The sequence below is a fragment of the Pseudomonas sp. GW821-FHT03A09 genome (assembly GCF_059421065.1).
Genome location: NZ_JBWKUX010000023.1, coordinates 18,939 through 38,652, shown reverse-complemented (window position 1 = coordinate 38,652; position 19,714 = coordinate 18,939). Strand labels below are relative to the sequence as shown.

General features: G+C 61.7%; 15 protein-coding genes. 2 read left to right on the top strand and 13 right to left on the bottom strand.

From position 1 onward, the window contains the following. Positions 1-96: 96 nt before the first annotated feature. The 13 genes from pgaD to AC07V4_RS26425 form a co-directional block, all read right to left on the bottom strand. The gene (gene pgaD, locus AC07V4_RS26485; RefSeq protein ID WP_492637746.1) at positions 97-579 is read right to left on the bottom strand and encodes a poly-beta-1,6-N-acetyl-D-glucosamine biosynthesis protein PgaD; all 483 of its coding nucleotides are present in this window, start codon (positions 577-579) and stop codon (positions 97-99) included. A 2-nt stretch (positions 580-581) separates the two neighbouring features. Then, the gene (gene pgaC, locus AC07V4_RS26480; RefSeq protein ID WP_492637747.1) at positions 582-1,922 is read right to left on the bottom strand and encodes a poly-beta-1,6-N-acetyl-D-glucosamine synthase; all 1,341 of its coding nucleotides are present in this window, start codon (positions 1,920-1,922) and stop codon (positions 582-584) included. 2 nt (positions 1,923-1,924) lie between these two features. Continuing rightward, positions 1,925-3,922: a poly-beta-1,6-N-acetyl-D-glucosamine N-deacetylase PgaB gene (pgaB, locus tag AC07V4_RS26475; protein ID WP_492637748.1), complete on the bottom strand. Its 1,998-nt coding sequence runs from the start codon at positions 3,920-3,922 to the stop codon at positions 1,925-1,927. Positions 3,923-3,935: 13 nt separating this feature from the next. After that, complete coding sequence (gene pgaA / locus AC07V4_RS26470; protein WP_492637749.1) at positions 3,936-6,413, bottom strand: poly-beta-1,6 N-acetyl-D-glucosamine export porin PgaA; 2,478 nt, start codon at positions 6,411-6,413, stop codon at positions 3,936-3,938. 294 nt (positions 6,414-6,707) lie between these two features. Next, positions 6,708-8,204, bottom strand: coding sequence for a YdgA family protein (locus AC07V4_RS26465; protein ID WP_492637750.1), 1,497 nt, complete (start codon positions 8,202-8,204; stop codon positions 6,708-6,710). 148 nt (positions 8,205-8,352) lie between these two features. After that, positions 8,353-8,985, bottom strand: a complete 633-nt coding sequence (locus AC07V4_RS26460; protein WP_492637751.1) for an NADH:ubiquinone oxidoreductase subunit N — start codon at positions 8,983-8,985, stop codon at positions 8,353-8,355. A gap of 80 nt (positions 8,986-9,065) precedes the next feature. Further along, positions 9,066-10,508 (bottom strand): efflux transporter outer membrane subunit, encoded by a 1,443-nt coding sequence (locus tag AC07V4_RS26455; RefSeq protein WP_492637752.1) that lies wholly within the window; start codon positions 10,506-10,508, stop codon positions 9,066-9,068. Continuing rightward, positions 10,505-11,401 carry an efflux RND transporter periplasmic adaptor subunit gene (locus AC07V4_RS26450; protein ID WP_431751745.1) on the bottom strand — a complete coding sequence of 299 codons (897 nt, stop codon included), beginning with the start codon at positions 11,399-11,401 and terminating at the stop codon, positions 10,505-10,507. Before AC07V4_RS26450 ends, AC07V4_RS26455 begins: the two co-directional genes overlap by 4 nt. Further along, entirely contained in the window at positions 11,398-11,607 is a 210-nt protein-coding gene (locus AC07V4_RS26445) for a DUF1656 domain-containing protein (RefSeq protein ID WP_012721577.1), read from the bottom strand. Before AC07V4_RS26445 ends, AC07V4_RS26450 begins: the two co-directional genes overlap by 4 nt. Continuing rightward, positions 11,604-13,682 carry an FUSC family protein gene (locus tag AC07V4_RS26440; RefSeq protein WP_492637753.1) on the bottom strand — a complete coding sequence of 693 codons (2,079 nt, stop codon included), beginning with the start codon at positions 13,680-13,682 and terminating at the stop codon, positions 11,604-11,606. Before AC07V4_RS26440 ends, AC07V4_RS26445 begins: the two co-directional genes overlap by 4 nt. Next, positions 13,679-14,089, bottom strand: a complete 411-nt coding sequence (locus AC07V4_RS26435; protein WP_492637754.1) for a MarR family winged helix-turn-helix transcriptional regulator — start codon at positions 14,087-14,089, stop codon at positions 13,679-13,681. Before AC07V4_RS26435 ends, AC07V4_RS26440 begins: the two co-directional genes overlap by 4 nt. 401 nt (positions 14,090-14,490) lie before the next feature. Next, positions 14,491-14,736: a DUF2789 domain-containing protein gene (locus AC07V4_RS26430; protein WP_492637755.1), complete on the bottom strand. Its 246-nt coding sequence runs from the start codon at positions 14,734-14,736 to the stop codon at positions 14,491-14,493. 118 nt (positions 14,737-14,854) lie between these two features. Then, positions 14,855-16,468 carry a glycosyltransferase family 39 protein gene (locus AC07V4_RS26425; protein WP_492637756.1) on the bottom strand — a complete coding sequence of 538 codons (1,614 nt, stop codon included), beginning with the start codon at positions 16,466-16,468 and terminating at the stop codon, positions 14,855-14,857. Between the two features lie 277 nt (positions 16,469-16,745). Here AC07V4_RS26425 and AC07V4_RS26420 point away from each other — a divergent pair, with 277 nt between their 5' ends. Together AC07V4_RS26420 and AC07V4_RS26415 are read left to right on the top strand one after the other, a co-directional pair. Then, the gene (locus tag AC07V4_RS26420) at positions 16,746-18,902 is read left to right on the top strand and encodes a PA5441 family protein (protein WP_492637757.1); all 2,157 of its coding nucleotides are present in this window, start codon (positions 16,746-16,748) and stop codon (positions 18,900-18,902) included. Then, positions 18,899-19,603 carry a DUF3142 domain-containing protein gene (locus AC07V4_RS26415; RefSeq protein ID WP_431750809.1) on the top strand — a complete coding sequence of 235 codons (705 nt, stop codon included), beginning with the start codon at positions 18,899-18,901 and terminating at the stop codon, positions 19,601-19,603. Before AC07V4_RS26420 ends, AC07V4_RS26415 begins: the two co-directional genes overlap by 4 nt. Positions 19,604-19,714: the final 111 nt, after the last annotated feature.

The following is a 19,714-nucleotide window of genomic DNA, read 5'->3' as shown; positions in this document are numbered from 1 at the left end:
CCCCAATACGACCGCCGCGTTGTGTCAGATAAAACGTGATAGCAGGTTTTAGGGCGGCTTCGCCCCCCAGCGCGGGGCAAGCCCGCTCACTACAAGTCAACCGGCGTCTTTGTCTTTTGGCGTGCCGGGCACCAGTGTCAGCGGCGGGCGTTCCACGTCGCGGGACACATGGGACTTCACTTCTTCCACACCGCCCTCCTCGTCGTTATGGATCACCAGCACACCCGGTCGGCGCAATTGCTCCAGGTCGCCCTCACCCAAGTTGAAACTTTCACTCAGGTGCTTGTCACTGAGGGCATTGGCCTCGGCGCGGCGCTGGGCGAACTTGCGGCCTTTGCGTTGTTGGTAACGCGCCCAGCTGATCAGGATCACCGCATTAAACAAGGCGATCCACAGGTACACCTGCAAGGTGTTGAGCGCGGCAAAGATCGGCGCTTCCAGGCGTGGACCGCCATGGGTTTCCAGCATCGCGCTCATGCCGCGCGCCAGCAGCCAAATCAGCCCGAACCAGGCCAGCAGGGTCAGCAGTACATCGATGACCCACATCACGACGTTTTGACGCGTTCTGACCAGTTTCATGATCACGCCTCCTCTTCGCTGGGTTTGATACCGCGATCCGGGCTGACCCAGCGCGCGCGTTTCTGATGCTGGTTGAACAGCACCTTGGGAAAGCTGACCAAGGTGGTCAACAAGCTGACCAGCCAGAACACCATCGGGTACCAAACGGTCCAGAACAGGGTTTTCCACAGGTCTTTTTCATAACGCCGGTCGATCAGGATGCTCACCGCGAACTGCAGCAGGCACACCATCGCCAGTACCAGCCCGGTAAACGCCGGTGGCACCAGGGAGTCCACGGCAATCGCCGGTGGCAGCACGATGAACTTACCCACAGCCCAGAAAATCACCGAGAGCAAGAAGGTGAAGGCCCAGCCGGTGGACAGGCAGTATTCGAACAGCAGCGGCCACAGGTAGCGATGGCGCCATTGCCAGATACCACGGATGTTCTTGAACAGCACCTCAGCGCCACCCTGGGCCCAGCGCAAGCGCTGCTTCCACAGGCCGCCGACGGTTTCGGGCATCAAGATCCAGCACAGGGCGCGCGGCTCGTAGAAGATGGCCCAGTGATCGAGTTGCAGCTTCCAACTGACATCGATGTCCTCGGTGATCATGTCGGTGCTCCAGTAGTCGATGCGGTCCAGCGCCTTTTTACGGAACGCCACCACCACACCCGACACCGTGAAGATCCGGCCGAACACCCGCTGGGTGCGCTTGATCAAGCCGATGATCGACGAAAACTCGCCCACCTGCACACGGCCAATTAGGGTCGAACGCGTGCGGATACGTGGGTTGCCGGTCACCGCCCCCAGGCGCGGGTTGTCGAGCATCGGTGCAACCATGTAGGCCGCTGCGTTTTTGTCGAGCAACGCATCACCGTCGATGCACACCAGGTACTCACTGCGCGCGGCCACGGCGCCCATGCGCAGGGCTACGGCCTTGCCTTGGTTCTGCGCCAGGTGCAGCACGCGCAGGCGCGGGTTTTCCAGGGCCAGGGCGTCGAGCACGGCGGCGGTGTTGTCCGTGGAGCCGTCGTTGACCGCGATCACTTCGATATTCGGGTAGAGCTGGTCCAGCGCCGCATGAATGGTGTCGGCGGCGTTATCGCCCTCGTTGTAGCAAGGGATGATGATCGAGATCAGCGGGTTGCCGGCCAGGGTCGGCGCCGGCGTGTCTTCTTCCCACGGCCAGTGGCGCTCCCAATGCAGCCAGAAATACAGGCCGCCGGCGATCCACAGTCCGGACATGAACAACGGGTAGAAAAACACGAAGTCCATCAGGAACTGCCCGGTCACCAGGAAGATCAGGCCCAGGGGTACGCCCAATACCAGTGCCAAGACAAATAGAGCCAGGATTCTGTCAAACATGATCAAGGGTTCCACTGGTTGGAAAGGGCCGGACGCACGGTGTTCAGGTCCGGTGAGTTTTCCAGGAAGTTGTCCGGGTAGTAGCCAAAGCTCCTGACCCCCTGGCGTTTGAGTACCCCCATCCATTCAGCCATCTGCGCACCGTTGATATCGGTCGCTTCTTTCGTGCGCCAGTCTTTGGCTTGCAGCTCGAACACCGTGCGTTCAAGCGCGCCAGGGCGGGCCTTGACCGTGGCGACCAGTTTCTCCAGCCAGGCATTGGAGTTTTTCTGCGTTTCGCCTTCCATCAATGGCATGGCCATCGGCGCGGTCCAGTCGTAGGTCTGGAGAAAGTCGTCGAGGTTCTGTGCGAACCAGGCTTCGCTGCTTGGGTTAAGCATAGGCTCGGCGAAGATATTGCGCGCGGTCAGCACCTGCGGCCCACCAATGGCACGGACCTTGGCCGTCAGTTCATTGGTGAAGTCGATCAGGTAGCGGCTCTTGAAACGGGTCCAGCGGTGCATCACCTCAGGATCAGCGCGCAGGGCCGCGATGCTGTCGGGCAGACCGCTGGCGGCGTAAGCCTTGAGCGCGGCGGGGCTGGCGTCTTCAAAATCCGACAGCACGGCGTCATCGTGGTACAGCACGCCGTCGATGGCACTGTTGCGCGCCAAGTCTTCATAGATTTCACCGATGATCTTGCGCACTTGCGGGTCAAACGGCGACAAGCGCTTGTATTGATCCGGGTCGAGACCCACCTTGCCGGTCTGCGGGTCCCAGCGCGTCACGCGGGGCAGCTTGGGGTCAAGGGCGAAGCTGAGCACCGGCATCCATGCGTAGACGCTGGCATGGGCACGGGTGTGCAACTGCCAGGACACACGGTTGAACAAGTCGGCGCGCACCGGCAGATGGCGGTTGGGGAAGTACAGCGAGTGCACCAGGCCGTCGCCCTTGGGGTCGGCGAAGGCTTGCAGGAAGACGGTGCCCGCGCCCATGTCCACCACGCGCTGCACCAACTGGTCTAGGTTGCGCGCTTGTTGGGCCGGGTCCGGGTCATAGACGTTATCCAGGTCCACATGCAGCACCCGTAAGGGCGCTGGGGCCTGCACGGCAACGATGCTGTTGGCGAAGTGCTCGCCATCCGGGTCGGAGGCCACCAGGAAGCGCGGGCTGTTCATCAGCTTGCCAAGGTCGTCGAGGCCGTCGTCCAGGGTCAGCGCCATCTGGTAACCCTGTTCGCCGACGATAGCCAATGAGGTGCCTTTGGCCGCGCCGTACGGCCACACCCACACCCGTGGCGCCTTACCGGTAACGGTCTGGATCTTTTTCGAGATGGCGGCGACATCGGCACGCATCCGCGCATCGAACTGCGCCTGGGTCTCATAGCGGCCCGTGGCCGGGTCAAAGCGCAGGCTGGTCGCGGCCGGCTCCAGGTTGCCCTGAGGGTTGGCCAGTATGCCTTTGTGGCTGGCGTCAGTGTGCGCAGCAATCTCCACCAGCCCGGATTGGGACACTTCCCGGATCTGCTGCCAGGTGAGGAATTCCCCACGCGGCCGTGGCATCCCGGCGAAATCCACCGGCTGATTCAGCGGGGTATCGATCCAATAGCCTACGGGCGCCAGCAGCGCCGGCCAGTGGTAGGCACGCAGGATCGGCATCACCCGCGTGTAAAAACTGGAATAACCATCATCGAAACTGAGCATGACGGCCTTGGGCGGCAACTCCGGGCCACCTCGGCGCGCAGCCAGGATCTGGTCGACGGACACCGGCTGATAGCCGTTCTCGCGCAACCAGGCCAACTGTTCAATCAGGCGCTCGGTACGCACCGCTACCACGGCCTGGTCGGGGTCGCGATCCTCGACGTCGTGGTAGGCAATGCCCAGGAAGTGGTTTTTCGGCCACGGCGCTTCGTTGAGCGGTGTCGGCCGCTCGGCGGGTGGGGTGTAGGGCGCGGGTTGCTGGGCGCAGGCGCTGGCCAGCACTAAACCCAGGACCAACAAGCAACGGCTGAGGACGGTCATGGTCAGGCTCTTTCTAGAAACGGTAATTGAGGTCGACGAGCAAGCGCAGATCGCGTTCGCGGTCGCCGTCATAAGGTCGACTGATCAGGCTCAGGTTGGCGCCCACGTCCAGAACGTCGTTCCAACGAAAGCGTTGGCCGTAGCCGATCAAGCCAATGCCACCGGTTGAGTAATCCCGCTGGCTGTACGTACCTGCACCGACCTGGAACTGCTGACTCCACTGAGTCTCGTAGCGGTGATAGAGCACATGATTGACCGTGAGGGTGGGCAACACGGTGAAGTCCGACTTGGGGTTGAAATACACCGTGTCGTCCTTGGTGTTGCGGCTGGCGCCCACTTCCAGGCCCAGGTCGACTTGCACATGGGGCGAGCTGTAGAGGCCCTCACGCCCAGTGAGCAAGGCTTCGAGGCGGTCGTTGCCATCGCTGAAATGGGACGGGCTCAATGCCAGTTTCCACTCGCGGCTTTCATTGGCGCGCCAACGGATGAAACCGCTGCCGCCATTGGCCGTGATATCGGCATTCAACGCCCGCAGCGGCGTGCTGGCGAGGAGGTAGCCGAGGCTGCCGCCGTATTGCCAGTTGTCGTTGATGTCGCGCGCAATCGACACGCTCGCGCCTTGTTTGGAGCCATAGCCGTAGGAGTGATTGGAGACTTCGGCTTCCAGGGTCATATCGCGGGTGCGCCGCTCCACACCCACGAGTTGCCAACGGTGTTGGCCGGTGCCTTCGGAGAAGTCGGCAGTGGCATAACCGGCACCGGCGAACAGACGCCAATCTTCGTCGATGGGCGGCGTGTAAATGCGGCTTTCAATACCCCAGTCACGGCTTCCGGATACCGCTCCCGCGCCATTGTTACCGCCACCGTAGCTTTTACCGGTGTAAGCCTCGACACGCAGCTCAGCCATATCATGCACGTCACGCAGACGGCTGAGGCGCTGTACCTGGCGGTTGTCCGGGTTGCGGGCCAACACGTCGTCGGTCAGCGTGTCCATCTGCCGCCACTCTTGCAGGTCCATGGCGGTATAGGCCTGGGACACCTCCAAGCTGATATCGCGTGGCGCCTGGGCTTCGGTTTCCTTGAGGGCACCTTCAGAGCGGCGCGGCCAGTCCCGGGCGCGGTACATATTGGCTTGAGCCAGTTGCAGGCTGACGTTGCCGGGGGCTTTTCGCACCAGCGTCTCAAGGCCCGCTTCGCTGCCAGGCAAGTCACCGGTGAAGGTGTCGGCCTGGGCGGCCAGTTGCTGCGCATCCATCCAGTTGTCGTTGGGGTTGCCGATGGGCAAGCCCTTGAGTTCTTCGCGGGGGTTCTGGCTCTTGGCCAGATTGCTCGCGACTTCGCGGGCCTCCAGGGCTTTGTCACTTTCCACCAGGGCGTAGAACAGCGCGGTGCTGTCTTCGACACGGTCGGCCGGGTCGGCATCCGGTGCGGCCAGCGCTTGTCGGTAGAGAGGCTCGGCTTTTTCCGGCAGGCGCTGGTCGAGGTAAGCGGCGGCGACCCAGCGGATTGCGTACGTCGGCAATTGCACGCCTTCGCCTTGCAGGGTTTCGTACTCGCGGATCACCTCGGCAGTGCGCGCCCGCGCCTTGAGGGCGCCCAGACGGTCGATGCGCCAGCGCACCACATCGTCATGAGCACTGGCATCCGGGGTCCAGCGGGCAAGCAATTGGTCGTAGTCGTTAAGGGCGCGGTCGGCGATCACATAGCGCTCTTTCTCGCTGCGCGTGGCGAACTCGGCCATGCGCACGCGTTCGGCGGCAAGGTCGCCTTCCAGGCGGCGTTGGGTCACGGCGTCCAGCGCGCCAGGATGCTTGGCCGACAAACGCAGCGCCGGCTCCGGCAGACGGGCCTTTTGCAGGGCAACAATGTATTCGCGCACCACCTCCGGTTTGTCGCCGGCGAGCACGAACGCCTTGTCGAATTCATTCAGGGCATCGAAGTTCAAGCCGGCGCGGGTCAGCGCGTAGCCCAGGGCCATTCGTCGGTTGGCATCGTTCGGCTTGGCGGCCACCAGCGCACGGGTGCGCAACACGGCTTCGTTGATTTGGCCACCGTCAGCCTGGGTCAGGGCCTGGCCCAGTTGCAGGTCGACATTGTTCGGCTCACGCAGCAGCGCTTGCTGGTAGACAGCCAGGGCCTGCGGCCACTGCTTCTGGTTGCGATAGGTGCGGGCCACCGTGGCGAGCGCCTGGGTGGTCAGGTTGCGATTTTTGCCCTGGGCTTCATACACCTTCAGCACTTCGGCATCTTGCCCGGCCCAGCCGGCAATCACCAAATGATCACTGATCTGCCCCGGCGTCTGGCGTTCGGCGGGCAGTTGGCGCAATTGAGTCAGGGCAGGCGTGAAGTTGCCGTTACGCGCCTGGATGATCAGGGCGTCATACGCCGGATCGGCCACAGCGAAGGCAGGAACCAGCAACTGGCTGCATAAAGCGGCACCAATGAGCAGGCGCAGCCGGCCTGGCGCACTGAGAGGGAGGTTTCGCAGCATGTCGTGAGCTTCCTTACACACGGAAAGCTACAACGATAGGCGGTCCTGAGCAATTTGCATCAGGGGTGTCGGCGTCCAGTGACCCGACCTAGCTTTCCTGTAGGAACTATCCCTTAGAAATGTAAGGAAAAGACCCATCAGGAACAATTGTTCAGAATTAGCTGCACTGGGCCACCCTGAAACGAATGTGGGAGCGGCCTTGCTCGCGAAGGCGGTGTGTCATTCAGCACATCAGTGACTGAACCACCGCCTTCGCGGGCAAGCCCGCTCCCACATTGTTGGCCGTGTTAGCCGTTATTGCGCGTGGCTGACCGCGCCGACTTTAGCCATGACAAAGCTGATGAATTGCTCGACGGTCATCTTCTGGCCGTTGAAGGTCACTTCATTGTTGGCGTAGTGCAGTTTGGAGACCACGTCGGTACCCACCAGAGTCGCCAGTTGAGTGCCAACGGCCATGCTGCTGACCATTTCTGCCGCCATCTGGGATTGCTGCTCGATGGCTTTCGGATCGGTGACGCCATCCACCTGGGCCTGCAGTGCCGCCACGTCGCCAATCATTGGCTTGGACAGGGTCAGGTTGGCATCCAGCAAAGCCACCATTTGCTTGCCCAATTCAACCGGTGGCAACTCCATGGAGGTCGGCTTGGCCAGGTCCACGATCAGATTGAATTTGCTTTCGCCGTGGGTGGTTTTCAGCGACAGGTTTTCCACCGCCACTTGCGGTTTGGCGGCCAGCACTTGGTTGACGTTGGTTTCAGCCAGGGTTTGTTCGGCCTCGGTCAATTGCAGCTCAGGCACCGGCTGGCCGGCAGCGGCAGCAGCTTGTACCGGTTGCATCTTGTCCTGGTACAGCTTGGTCAGCACCAGCATCGCCGGGACATCAACGTTTTTCATGCTCAGGGCCATGGCCGCCGAACCGACAGGTTTGCCCTGGTAACCGATCTCATCGATCTTGTAGTCGACACGGCCAGCCAGGTTGTTGTCCTTGGTTTCGCTGGTGTCTTTCTGCTCGAAGCCCTTGAGGGTCAGCACGGCTTTCTGCGGGCCGAAGGTGACTTTGGTGTCGGTCAGCTCAACGGTGTTTTGCCCGGTGTAGAAACCAAAGGTGGATTTTGCCAGGTTGCTGGCCACGGTCAGGCCCGCCAGTTCGGCTTCGAATGCCTCGCCGTTACCGTCGATAGCGCTGACCTTGAGGCTGTTCATGTAGCCGCTGGCCTTGACCTTCTTGCCTTCGGCGGTGCTGTCGAAGTCCAGGTTGGCGCCGGAGAAGCTCACCGAGGACTTGTCATCCTTGATCTCCAGGGGCAGCAATTCGACGTTGCCGTTGACCGAAAGGCTGTAGCCGATATTGGCCACGCCTTTGAGCGGCGACACGTCTTTGCTGGCAGCGAACCATTTTTCCGTGGTGGCGTTCTTTTCCAGCTCGTAGTGACTGGTGGCCATGACCGGCAGCCACTTCAGCGTGACCAGGCGCGAGAACGGCAGCGGGCCGTGTTCGATATGGTCGACGAACAGCAGCTCTGGGTTCGGGTTGTCTTCACCGAAGACCGTGCCCTGGCCCTTGAGGCGGTAGTGAGCCGTGCTGCTGAACACGCCACGGTCCAGGGACACCAGCTCAAGGTTCACGCTGCCGTCGACGCCGGCCATGGAGGTCTGCAGTTCCTTGTTGGCGTTCTGGATTGCGGTTTGCAACACCGGCTCCAATTGCTTGCCGGTGTACCAGGCACCGCCTGCACTGACGGCGCCGATGGCGACAACGAAACCCAAGAAAACAACAGCTGGCTTATTCATGAAGTGACCTGATCAAATCCTGTGAGAAGTGGGCTGTCTTCCTTGAACCCCGAGGGGGTTGGCTCAAGCCCGCCGAAAACGGGGGAAGATTAGCACTGGCGGCCGCGCACGGCCCAGTTTTCTCAGAGCGATCAAGTCGGCACTTGGTTCAGGAATACTCCATATCGATCTCATCGAGCTGGTGGTCAAAACTCTTCAGGCGCGCCGTCCAGGTGTACACCAGCACCTCGAACTCACGGTGGATCACGGCATTGCCCGGGGTGTCCACCTTGGGGTCACAGAAGTCCAGTTGGTAGCGTTCACGGGCCATCTGGTTGGCCACATCCGATAACTCACGCGCGTTATTCAGCCAATGCCTGCCGTCGGCGACTTGCTGATCGAGGAGCACGCACTGTTTTTTCAGGGCTTCGAGGCTTTTTTCCAGGGGCGTGCCGGTGAGTTCGCCCATGACTTCCTGAAAGGTGCGCCCAGGTTGCCAGTAGCTGCCCCAGAAATAGCGGTCGAACACGGTTTCGACGCGGCGCAGGGCGACTTTGGTGTCCCAGATCGCCACGCGGGTCTTGCCTTGTTCAAGCAGCCGTTTCTTCACCCGTTGGTTTTGATAAGACGCCCAGGCCACCACGCCGATGGACAATGTGCCGATCATCGCGCAGGCGCTGTCGAGGAACACCATGGCCTTGTCGAGTTGATGGGCAAGCATGACGCCGTAGAAGTAGGCAGCCGATAGCAGCACCAGCGCGAAGAACACGCACCAGAAAGCGGGAGCATAAGGGTTTTTCATTATTGGAATCCCCGTGAGCAATCGCGAGCAATGACCAGCGAGCCATCACGGGGCCCGCCAGTCAAAGCATAGCTATTTGCTCAGGGTTTGCTGGCGGGTGCTGCTTGCGTTCGTCCGCTTTCCCAACCACCGCCCAACGCCAGGAACAGATCAATCTGGCTCATGGCGACCTGGGTGTTGGCCGCAGCCAGTTGTGCACGCACGTCGGTGTAGGTGCGGGTGGCTTGCAGGTCGGCCAGGAACGACGCACGGCCGGCCTGGAAGAAGCGGTGCGTCTGCTCCGAGGCTTCCCTGGCCGACTCGCCGGCATCGGCCAACGCGTCACGGCGTTGCAATTGTGCGGTGTATTGCGCCAGGCCGGTCTGGGTTTCGCGGATGGCGTTGAGCACCACACCGTCGAAGTGCGCCAGGGCGCCTTGGGTCGCGGCCTCGGCTTCATGGATACGTGCCCGGGCGCCGTTGGTCGGCACCGTCCAACTGATCAACGGGCCAAAGCCCCAGCGGTTGGCGGGTGCGGTGCCCAGGTCGTCCAGAATACCCACGGTACCGACGGTGGCGCCGATGCTGATGTCTGGGTACAGCGCACCGGTGGCCACGCCGATCCGCGCGGTGGCGGCGGCCAGTTGGCGTTCAGCCTGGCGCACATCGGGACGACGCTTGAGCAGCGCGGCACCGTCGCCCACCGGCAGCAACTGGGCGATGTGCGGCAGCTCGGCGCAGGTGGCAGTGCCGGCCGGCAATTGATCCACCGGCTTGGCCAGCAACATCGACAAGCGGAACAAGCCCGCCTGGCGTGCGGCGGTATAGCGCGGCATGTCGGCGCGCAAGGATTTGTATTGGGTTTGCGAACGGGTCACCTGGGTTTCATCACCGCGTCCGGCGTCACGCAGGCGCTGAGTCAGCTGGGTACTCTGGCCTTGCAGGTCGAGCGACTCGTTGGCAATCGCCAGTTCTTCGTTAGCGGCACACACCTGGGTGTAGGAGCGCACCACATCGGCCACCAGGGTGATACGTGCGATATCGGCGGCGGCTTGCGCGGCGTCGGCGCTGGCTTGGGCGCTTTCGATACCCCGTTGCAAGGTGCCCCACAGGTCGAACTGGTACGAAGTGCTGATACCGACGCTGCCGATGTTGGACACCGGGACTTTTTCCGGCAGCAAAAACGCCTCGCCGGACTCTTGCAAGCGCTGTGCCTCGGCCTTGACCCCGGCGCTCCAGCCACCGGCAGATTCAGCCTCTTGGGTCTGGTAGCGCGCACGTTGCAGGTTGGCGGCAGCCACCCGCAGGTCGGTGTTGGAGGCCATGGCCTGGCGCACCAGCTCATCCAGGCGCGGGTCTTGGTAGAGTTTCCACCAGTCGGCCGGCACCGGCGCCGATACCACGTTGCTGCCCTCCCCCGCGATGTGCCCTTGCAGGTCGCCACGGTTGATGGCCGATTGTTCCGGCAGCTTGTAATCCGGGCCTACCGCTTGGCAGGCCGACAGCAACACCCCCAGCGCAGCGGTTGCCAGCAGCTGCTTCATGGCTTGGCTCCGTCTTGGTCTTGAGGCTTGTCACCGATGATCGACACTGTGGCAGTACGCCCGGCGATCATGCGGAAATCCGCGGGCACATCATCAAAGGCGATTCGCACCGGAATCCGCTGGGCCAGGCGCACCCAGCTGAACGCCGGGTTGACGTTGGGCAGCAAGTTGGAGCCGCTGCTGCGGTCGCGGTCTTCGATACCGGCGACGATGCTCTGTACATGCCCACGCAAGCGGGCGTTATCGCCGATCACACGGATATCCACGCCCATGCCGACGTGGATGCCGTCGAGCTTGGTCTCTTCGAAATAGCCATCGATGTGGAAGGAGTTGCTGTCCACCACCGACAGCACCGGGCGCCCGGCGGTGACGAACTCTTGGGTGCGTGGCGCACGGTCGTTGACGTAGCCGTCCACCGGGCTGCGGATCACCGAACGGTCGAGGTTGAGCTGGGCGGCGTCCACCGTCACTTGCGCTTCGGCCAGGGCCGATTGGGCGCGGGCCACGCGGGACTGGCTTTCTTCCAGCTGTTCGCTCGGCACCAGGTTACCCAGCCCACGGTTACGCTTGTACTCGCGCTGGGCCTGGGCCAGGGTTTCCTGGCGGTCGGCCACGGCAGCCTGGGCCTGGCGCAGGGCCAGCTTGAAGCGGTCCTGATCGACGGCAAACAGCACCTGGCCCTTGGTCACCAACTGGTTGTCGCGCACGTCGACTTGCTGGATCAGCCCGGACACGTCCGGGGCGATCTGCACGATGTCGGCACGGATGTGCCCGTCACGGGTCCACGGGGCAAACATGTAGTACATGACCATGCGCCACACAACGACGACCGCAAACGACACGATCAACAACGTCAGGACTACACGGCCGATGGTCAAAAAAGGTTTTTTCATGTCATCAGGTATCGACTGAGTGAGTCCACGGCACCCAGCAACAGCGCGTAGAGCCCCACATTGAACAATGCCCGGTGCCAGACCAGGCGGTAGAAGTGGACGCGGGTCAACAGCCCGTGCACCACCAGAAACAACACGTACGTAATGCCCATCAGTACCAGCAGCGTGGGAAGGAACACCCCGCTGATATCCAGATCACCGATCATAAAGGCGCTCCATCAGGTAGCGGCGCTTCCATCTCGGTGCCGCCAATAAATTCCACGCCGGGCAGCAACGACAGGCGCAAACCAGCCAGTGCGTGCAACAGATGCAGGCGGGTGTCGTCTCCGTCTTGCAGGCCCTGGCCGTTAAGGGCGCGTCGCGTGCGGTCCAGGGTCATCAGCAGACCGCTGGGCGCGGGCAAGCGTTCACCGGCCTTGAGGCACGCCTTGAAGTAGCCGCCGACGCCTTCTACCACTTGGTCGAGCAACACTCGCGGCACCCCGTAAATACGCGGTGCGTAGGCCAGCAGGTCGAGCAAGTTGAGGGCCACGCGCAAATCACGTAGCGCCGTGCCGGTGTCCTGGTTGATCAGGGCCAGGCGCGGCAAGTGCTGCATCAGGCGGTCGAGCATTTGCACGGCCATGTGCCGGTGTTCGGCCAGGGTCGCAGGCTCGGTCAGGCTGACGATGTCACGCCAACTGAAACGGGTCAGGCGTTTGGCCGCCAGTTCCGCACCGAAGGGCCGTGCGATCAGCGTCCATACAAACGCGAACAGCAGGCCCACAGGCCCGGCCAGGTTGACGTTGGCGAAGTTGAGGAAGTCGGCGTCGTAGGCGCCCTGGATGCTGATGAACGACGACGTGTTCACCAGCGTCAGCAACATGCCCAGGTAGAAACGCGGCTGCACGGTCAACGTACCAATGCAGATGAACGGCACGGCAAACGCCAGCACCAGCATCGGGAAATCGTGCAGGTTGGGCAGTACCAGGAACAGGTAGAGGCTGGCGAACAGTACCGACATCGCCGTCCAGAAAAAGAACCGGTAGATCTGCGGCGCCGGGTCGTCCATCGAGGCGAAAAAGCTGCACGCCACGGCGGCCAGGATCACCGCGCTGCCGCCGTCGGTCCAGCCCAGTAGAATCCACAGCACCGAGGCGACGATGATCGCGGTGACCGTGGAAAATGCCGAGTAGAACATCAGGCCACGGTCGAGAAACGGCGTGAGCCGACCCAGGCGCCAATGGCGGTACACGGCGCGCCAGGCGTCCTGGCTTTCGCACTGGATAGCGGCTTGTAGACTGCGGCAGTCTTGCCACAGGTCGATCCACTCGGCCAGGCGATACAGGGCGTTGGAGAACAGCAGCGTGTGGCGGTCGTCCAGGGCTTCACCTTGGGGTTGCAGGGCGTCAACCTGATCCCGCAGGGCGCGCCAACTTTCCAGGGGCGCATTTTCTTGGGTGTTCTCTAGCCATTGTCGGGAGGCCTCAAGCACGGGTGTGATGCGATCGAGAAACTCCGGCGCGCGGTGTTCGATGGCATACAGCGCGTCGTCGAGGGCATCCACCACCGGCAGCAGGTGAATCATGCGTCCACGCAGTTCTTTGGTGTTGCGTACCGTCTGCGGCCGAGCGCCTTCGTGGGGCAACTGGCCGATCATCAATTCGAGGGTGTTGAAGGTGGCGACCATGCCGCTGCGCAAGGTGCTGATTTCTTCAGGGTCCACATGGCGCGTCAGAAAGCGCTGGCTGTAGACCTGGGCGTCGCTGAACCACTTGCTCACCGAGCCATCGAACACCGGCATCAGGCGCCGAGGCCAGAACATCGCGCCCACCACCGCCGCCACGGCGATACCGAGGAAAATTTCTTCGGTACGCGCCTCGGCCACGTCCCACACCGCCAGCGGGTTGTCCACCACCGGCAAAGCAATCAGCGGCAACGTGTAACCAGCGAGCATCAGCGCATAGTTATTGGCGGTGCGCAGATGCATGGAGAGGAACAACAACGTGCCCGTCCACAACGCAATCACTACAACCAGAAGGTAAGGCGACTGCACGAACATCGGCACGAAAATCACCGCCGCCGCCGCCCCCATGAAGGTGCCGATGGCGCGGTACAAGGCTTTGGAACTGGTAGGGCCGACAAACGGGCTGGAGACGATATACACCGTGGCCATTGCCCAATACGGACGCGGCATTTGCATGAGCATGGCTATATACAGCGCGATCATCGAAGCAGCGAACGTACGTACCCCGTAGAACCAATCGCGGGCCGGCGGCATACCGGTAAAGAATCCGTTCAAAGCGACGCCGCCTCAAAGGCCCGCAGCACACGCAGCGCGGCCTCCAGATCGCTGTGGGCGATGTCGGCCAATACTTCCTGGCGCAGGCGCACCAGTTGCACTTCCACCGCTTGCACCAACTCACGGCCACGCTCAGTGAGGCTCAACGCCTTGGCGCGGCGGTCGTGGAGGTCTTCGGTGCGGCACACATAACCGCCGCTGCACAGCTGGTCGAGCAGGCGCACCAGCGACGGGCTTTCCATCCCGGACGCCTGGGCCACCTTGACCTGATGCACACCGTCACCCAAGCGGCCAATCATCAACAACGGCACGGCGCAGGCTTCGGAGATGCCATAGCTCACCAGCGTGGTCTGGCAGATTTTGCGCCAATTGCGCGCACCCACCACCATGCTGCTGCTGAGGTTCATATGAAGTTGTTCGAGGGCTTGGGACACTGAATAGTTCGCATACAGTTAGTTTGCTAACTATCAATATGGTGGATGGATCGAATGCCGTCAAGTTTTGATACAAATTTGCGGATGGGTGGTGGCGAGTGTGGGTAAGTAAAGCAGGTTTCAGCACGCACATTGAGCGGCAGAATTGCGGTAGCAGCATCACAGATGGGCACCTGTGGGAGCGGGCTTGCTCGCGAAAGCGGAGTATCAGTTAAAAGATAAGTTGACTGGCCCACCGCATTCGCGAGCAAGCCCGCTCTCACATTTGGATCGGTGCTGGTTTCAGACTGGCTGTTGAGCCTGAGCGGCCACGCAACGCTGGATTTGGCACTTCATGTGCATCGCTCAACTTCAGAAAAAGTCCACTTACGCCCTTAAACCCCTCTCCCGCTGTGCAACAGAAGATTGAGCTCATCCACCACCTCGGCCCAATCCGCATCTTCCAGAATTTCACTGCGCAAGAACTTCTTCTGGTTTTCTGTCCAAAAAAACGCGTCCTCCAGTCTCTGGTCGCGCTTGAGCGGCGAATGCACCGCCACAAACTGCTCAATGCTCACCGGGTCATCCGGTAGCCCAAGCTGTTTGAACAAGGACGGCAGGCTATGTACAGGCGATTCCATGGGAGACTCCTAGAAAGACGACTCTCCAGAGTCTAGTTCAGGTGAATGCCACGCAAACGACGCGTTGACCGCGCGTGGTGCTCGCAGTCGGAGCGCGGCAGACCGGAGATAAAGTGATTTAGCGGCAACCCTCTGGCTGCGAAGGCTCTGGGCCGCGGCACAGCACAAAAAGACGCGCCCGTGCGCCGCCACCATCCTGACGTAGAAGCTCGCGCCAATCAGCGGGAATCGGTGCAAAATCATCCGGCGGCTCAGTGCTGCTGATCAGCCAGACGCGTCGGGTATCAGCCGGCAATGCCGACAGGCGGTCGAGGTAAATGCGCCCGCCGTCCTGGTCCACCAGGGTGCCGAAGCCGTAGGCGTTTGGCCGAGTCGACGTGCCATCCGGTTTGGGCGGCGTGTAGAGCTGCAATTGGGCGTCGGTCTGGTCGTAATACACGTAGCTGAGGTACCACATCATGTCGCTGAGCACGATGCGATCGTCTTCCTGGTAGTTACGGTTGACGAACTCCACCGGCACATTGAATTGGTCATGCTCGTCCACCGTGGAGTTGTTCTTCACGCCCAGCAATTCCACGCTGACAAACAACACCAGGAACGCAGTGCCCCAGCGCGACAGGCGTTTAGGCAGGCGCTCTACGGCCAGGGCCACCAAGATCGGCAAGCCAAGGGCATACACCGTGAGGTAGCGCTCAATGAATACCGGCGACAGAAACGACACCGCATACACCAGCAGCAGCGGCAGCAGGAAGAACAGCGCCAGCAGGCAGGCCGGCCGATGGGGCTCACGATCACGCCAGGCGGTCACACCCACCACGGCAATCAGCAACAGCGGGAACAGCCAGAACAACGGCTTCCAGAAATCGATGCCCTCATCCTGGAGCATGAACTGCCAGACCATCGACGGTACGGAGATAAGCGTGACCGGGTCTTCCCAGCCGATATCGCCGCCGACTTTGAGCTGTTCGACGTGCTGGATCAGGTCCAGCAGATTCGGCAGCCAGGGCGAGTACAGCCCCACGATCAGCGCATTGGCGCACCACCACGAAGGGCGCAGGATCAAACGCTGACCCGGCGCCTGGGAGGTACACAGCAACCCCAGGTAAGCCCAATGCACCACCACACACAAGGCGGTGAAGTAATGGGTATAGAAACCGGCCACCATCAGCAGCACGTAAGCCGCCAGGTAGCGCGTGCGCTCGGGCCGGCGTACCCAATAGACCAGCGCCAGCGTGGCGGCCAGCAGCCACACGGCCAGCAGTGAGTACATGCGCACTTCCTGGCTGTAGCGCACGGCAGTGGGGTACAGCGCCAGCAGCACACCCGCCAACACCGCAGCGCGGCGGGTGGACAGTTGCCGCGTCAGCCAGATACCCAGGCCAACGGCGACCACGCCGGGAATCGCACTCATGCCGCGAATCGACCAGATGCCGTCGCCGAACAACCCGATCCAGCCGCGCAGCATGAAAAAGTACAGAGGCGGGTGCACGTCATGGGCCGCGTGGAACCACAGGTCGTCCATGGCGTATTCACTGAGCAGCAGGCTCGACCCCTCGTCACCCCAGATCGCCGAGGTCGTCAGGCCATAAAAGCGTACGGCCATGGCCAGCGCCAGGATCGGCACCCACCATAAGCGGCTGAGCCAGCCGGCCCCTTCCCAGGCCGCCGAGAGGCGATTGACCGTGGGGAAAATCCCAATTTTGTCGTCTTGTTCTACCACAGACCGTCGCACCTCAATTCCCCTGATACTGCCCGCTTTCCGGGCAAACCCTGAACGTAAGCAAATTAGCGCCACTCTAGGCCAAAAGCCCCGGTTTCGCTTGCTGTTTCGCAACCGCCAGGTGCCGTGTAGAAGTGCTGTCTACTATAGCGCTGGGCCTTGTGCAGCGAGGTCAGATTGCCACTAACCCAAAGCGGACAAATCTGAATTTATTGTGGGCACTACCGACGTCTTTGTAGGCGTACGTTATGATTGTGACCTCCAAGGATTCAGGATCAAAGGACACGTCATGCGTATCGGTTTTCTGCCATCTCTGGGACTGGCGTTGCTCGCCGGCCTTTCCTTCCAAGCCCAGGCCAGCGGCGATGACTCGTGCTACCCCGACTGGCGGGTATCCCGCGACAACCTTGAAGGCTGCAGCAACCTGCCCTTCCTGAGCCCGGGCAATGACAGCCGGGTCAACCTGCGTCTGTTGCTGGCAGACAAGCAGGTGGAGCCCCTGAAGCCGAACGCACTGAATGAAACCGATCTGGAGCAAGGCTTTGGCCCGGTGCCGTTCCCGGTGTATCGCCTGACCGCCAATGACACGCCACCGTCCGAAGCAGACGAATCATCGGGCCCCGGCCTCGACGCACTGCTCGCACCGCTGGGTATCCAGCGCGCTGATACCAAAACCGCCGGCCAAGCCTTCCTCAGCGGCGAAGGCAGCCGCTGCCGCAGCAATGACGACGACAGCGCCGCAGCGTTTATCGGCCAGGTCGTCAAGGCAGACATGCCGGCGGCTGAACGCGACGTGCTGGTCAAGGCCCGCTTGCAGCTGCTCGGCACATGCGAGTGGACTGGCCAAGTGGTGGACCCACAGCAGATTCAGTCAACCGAAGGCCAACTGCTGCGGACCTATCTGCAAGCCGCCGCCGACTTCTACAGCGGGCGCTTCAGTGATGCCGAACGCGGTTTTGCCGCCGCCAGCAGCGGCGCCCTGCCTTGGTTGAAAGAAACCGCGCTGTACATGACCGCGCGCACCTCGTTGAACCAGGCGCAAGCCGAAGCCTTTGACGAATACGGCATGCCGAAACTCGAGCGTGTGGATAAGTCAGCCCTGAGCGACGCCGAAGAAGGCTTCCTGGGTTACCTGAAAACTTATCCACAGGGCGCCTACGCGGTTTCTGCCCGTGGCTTGCTGCGCCGGGTGTACTGGCTGGCGAACGACGCCGATAAACTGGCCCAGGCCTACGCCTGGCAACTGACCCAGGCAACGGACGCACAGCGCAATGCGTCGGTGGATGATCTGGTGGAAGAAGCCGACCTCAAGCTGTTGATGGCCAGTCGCAGCACCGTGCAAAGCCCCATGATTCAGTTGGTCATCGACCTGATGGCGATGCGCGCCCACACGCCACCGAGCCTGAGCCGCGAAGACCTCGACGGGCAAAAAGCCGTATTTGCCAATGAGCCGGCACTGTTCGACTACGTACAGGCCGCGTACGCGCTGTACGTCGAGCATCAGCCCGACAGCGCCTTGAAGCGGTTGCCCAAGGAGGTGCCGTCGAACCTGGATTATTTCGCCTTCAGCCAACAGACCCTGCGCGCCTTGGCCCTGGAAGAGAAAAAAGATTGGAAAGGTGCAGAAGCGCTATGGCTGCAACTGTTGCCGCTGGCCAAGCTGCCACTGCAACGTGACCAGTTGGAATTGGCCCTGGCCATGAACTACGAGCGCAGCGGCCAACTGGCCAAGGTCTTTGCCGCCGACTCGCCCATCAGCGCCAAACAGGTGCGCTACATCTTGCTGCGCAACGTGGCCGGACCGGACCTGCTGCGCCAGCAACTCGCCAAGGCCAGCGACCCAGTGGAGCGCAACACCGCACAGTTCGTGCTGCTCTACAAAGACCTACTGCACAGCCAGTTCGCCACCTTCGCCGACGACCTCAAGCAACTGCCGTCTCCGGCGCCCGACGACAAGCTGGGCACCAGCCTAGGCTACGTCTACAGCGCCAGCCAGAACCTGAAGCTATTCCAATGGAACGGTGACAAAGCGGAGTCCGGCTATGCATGCCCGAGCATCGCGCAAACTGCCGCAACCTTGCAGAACGACGGGAAAAACCCACAGGGCCTGAACTGCTTCGGCGAGTTCATCCTGCGTAACGGCCTGGATGGCATGCCTCTGGAACAAGCACGTGCCGCTGGTAGCCTGGGCAGTACCGCTTCGGAATTCAAAGGTGAAACCTTCTCGCGGCTCGACGGTTACGCACTCGTCATCGCCAACGCCAAGGCACCGAAGAACGACAAGGCCTATGCCCTGTTCCGCGCGATCAACTGCTATGCCCCCTCCGGCTATAACAGCTGCGGCGGTAATGACGTTAAACCGGCCGTGCGCAAGGCGTGGTTCCGTCAGCTGAAAACCGGCTTTGCCGACACCCAGTGGGGCAAATCGTTGCAGTACTACTGGTGAAGCCCCTGTGGCTCGGCTTGCTGTTGCTGGCGAGCCCGGCCTTTGGCGCTGTCGACGCCCGGGACTATGACGCCTTCTGGCTGTGGAGTGGTGTCACGCCCCAGCCGGTGCTCAAACAGGCGAACACCCTGTACATCCTCCAGGGCCAGATCAACTCAACCCGCCGCGCGCCCCAGCGCGGCGTGCAACTGATCGCCCAAGGCATCAGTGTGCCGCGCCTGACCCAAGGCGAAGTCTGGGTAGTGTACCGGGCCCACACCCTGCACTGGCCGGAGCCGATCTACACCCAAGTGTTCGGCCAGGTGCAACGTTGGCGCGAGGCGGGTAACCCGGTAGTCGGCATCCAGATCGACTTCGACGCACGCACCCAATACCTGCACGAATACGCCGCCTTTCTGCGCGACCTGCGCCAACGCCTGCCCGCCGATCTGCGCCTGAGCATCACCGGCCTGATGGACTGGAGCAGCAACGCCGACCCGACCGCCATCGCCCAGCTCAAGGGTGTGGTGGATGAAGTGGTGGTGCAGACCTATCAGGGCCGCCATAGCATTCCGGATTACGCGGCGTACTTACCCCGGATGAATCGACTGGGGTTGCCATTCAAGGTGGGGTTGATTCAAGGCGGGGAATGGGAAGCACCGGGGTACCTGAAGGAGAGTCAGTGGTTTCGGGGATATGTAGTGTTTTTGCAGAACCCCTAAGAAGCAACACCCGCTCACTACAGGACTACCCGTCGTAGGCCAGGCTCGACACCACCGTGCGCCCTTCCCCGGGATAGAAATCCAGGTCACTGCCCCATTGCAACTTTCGCG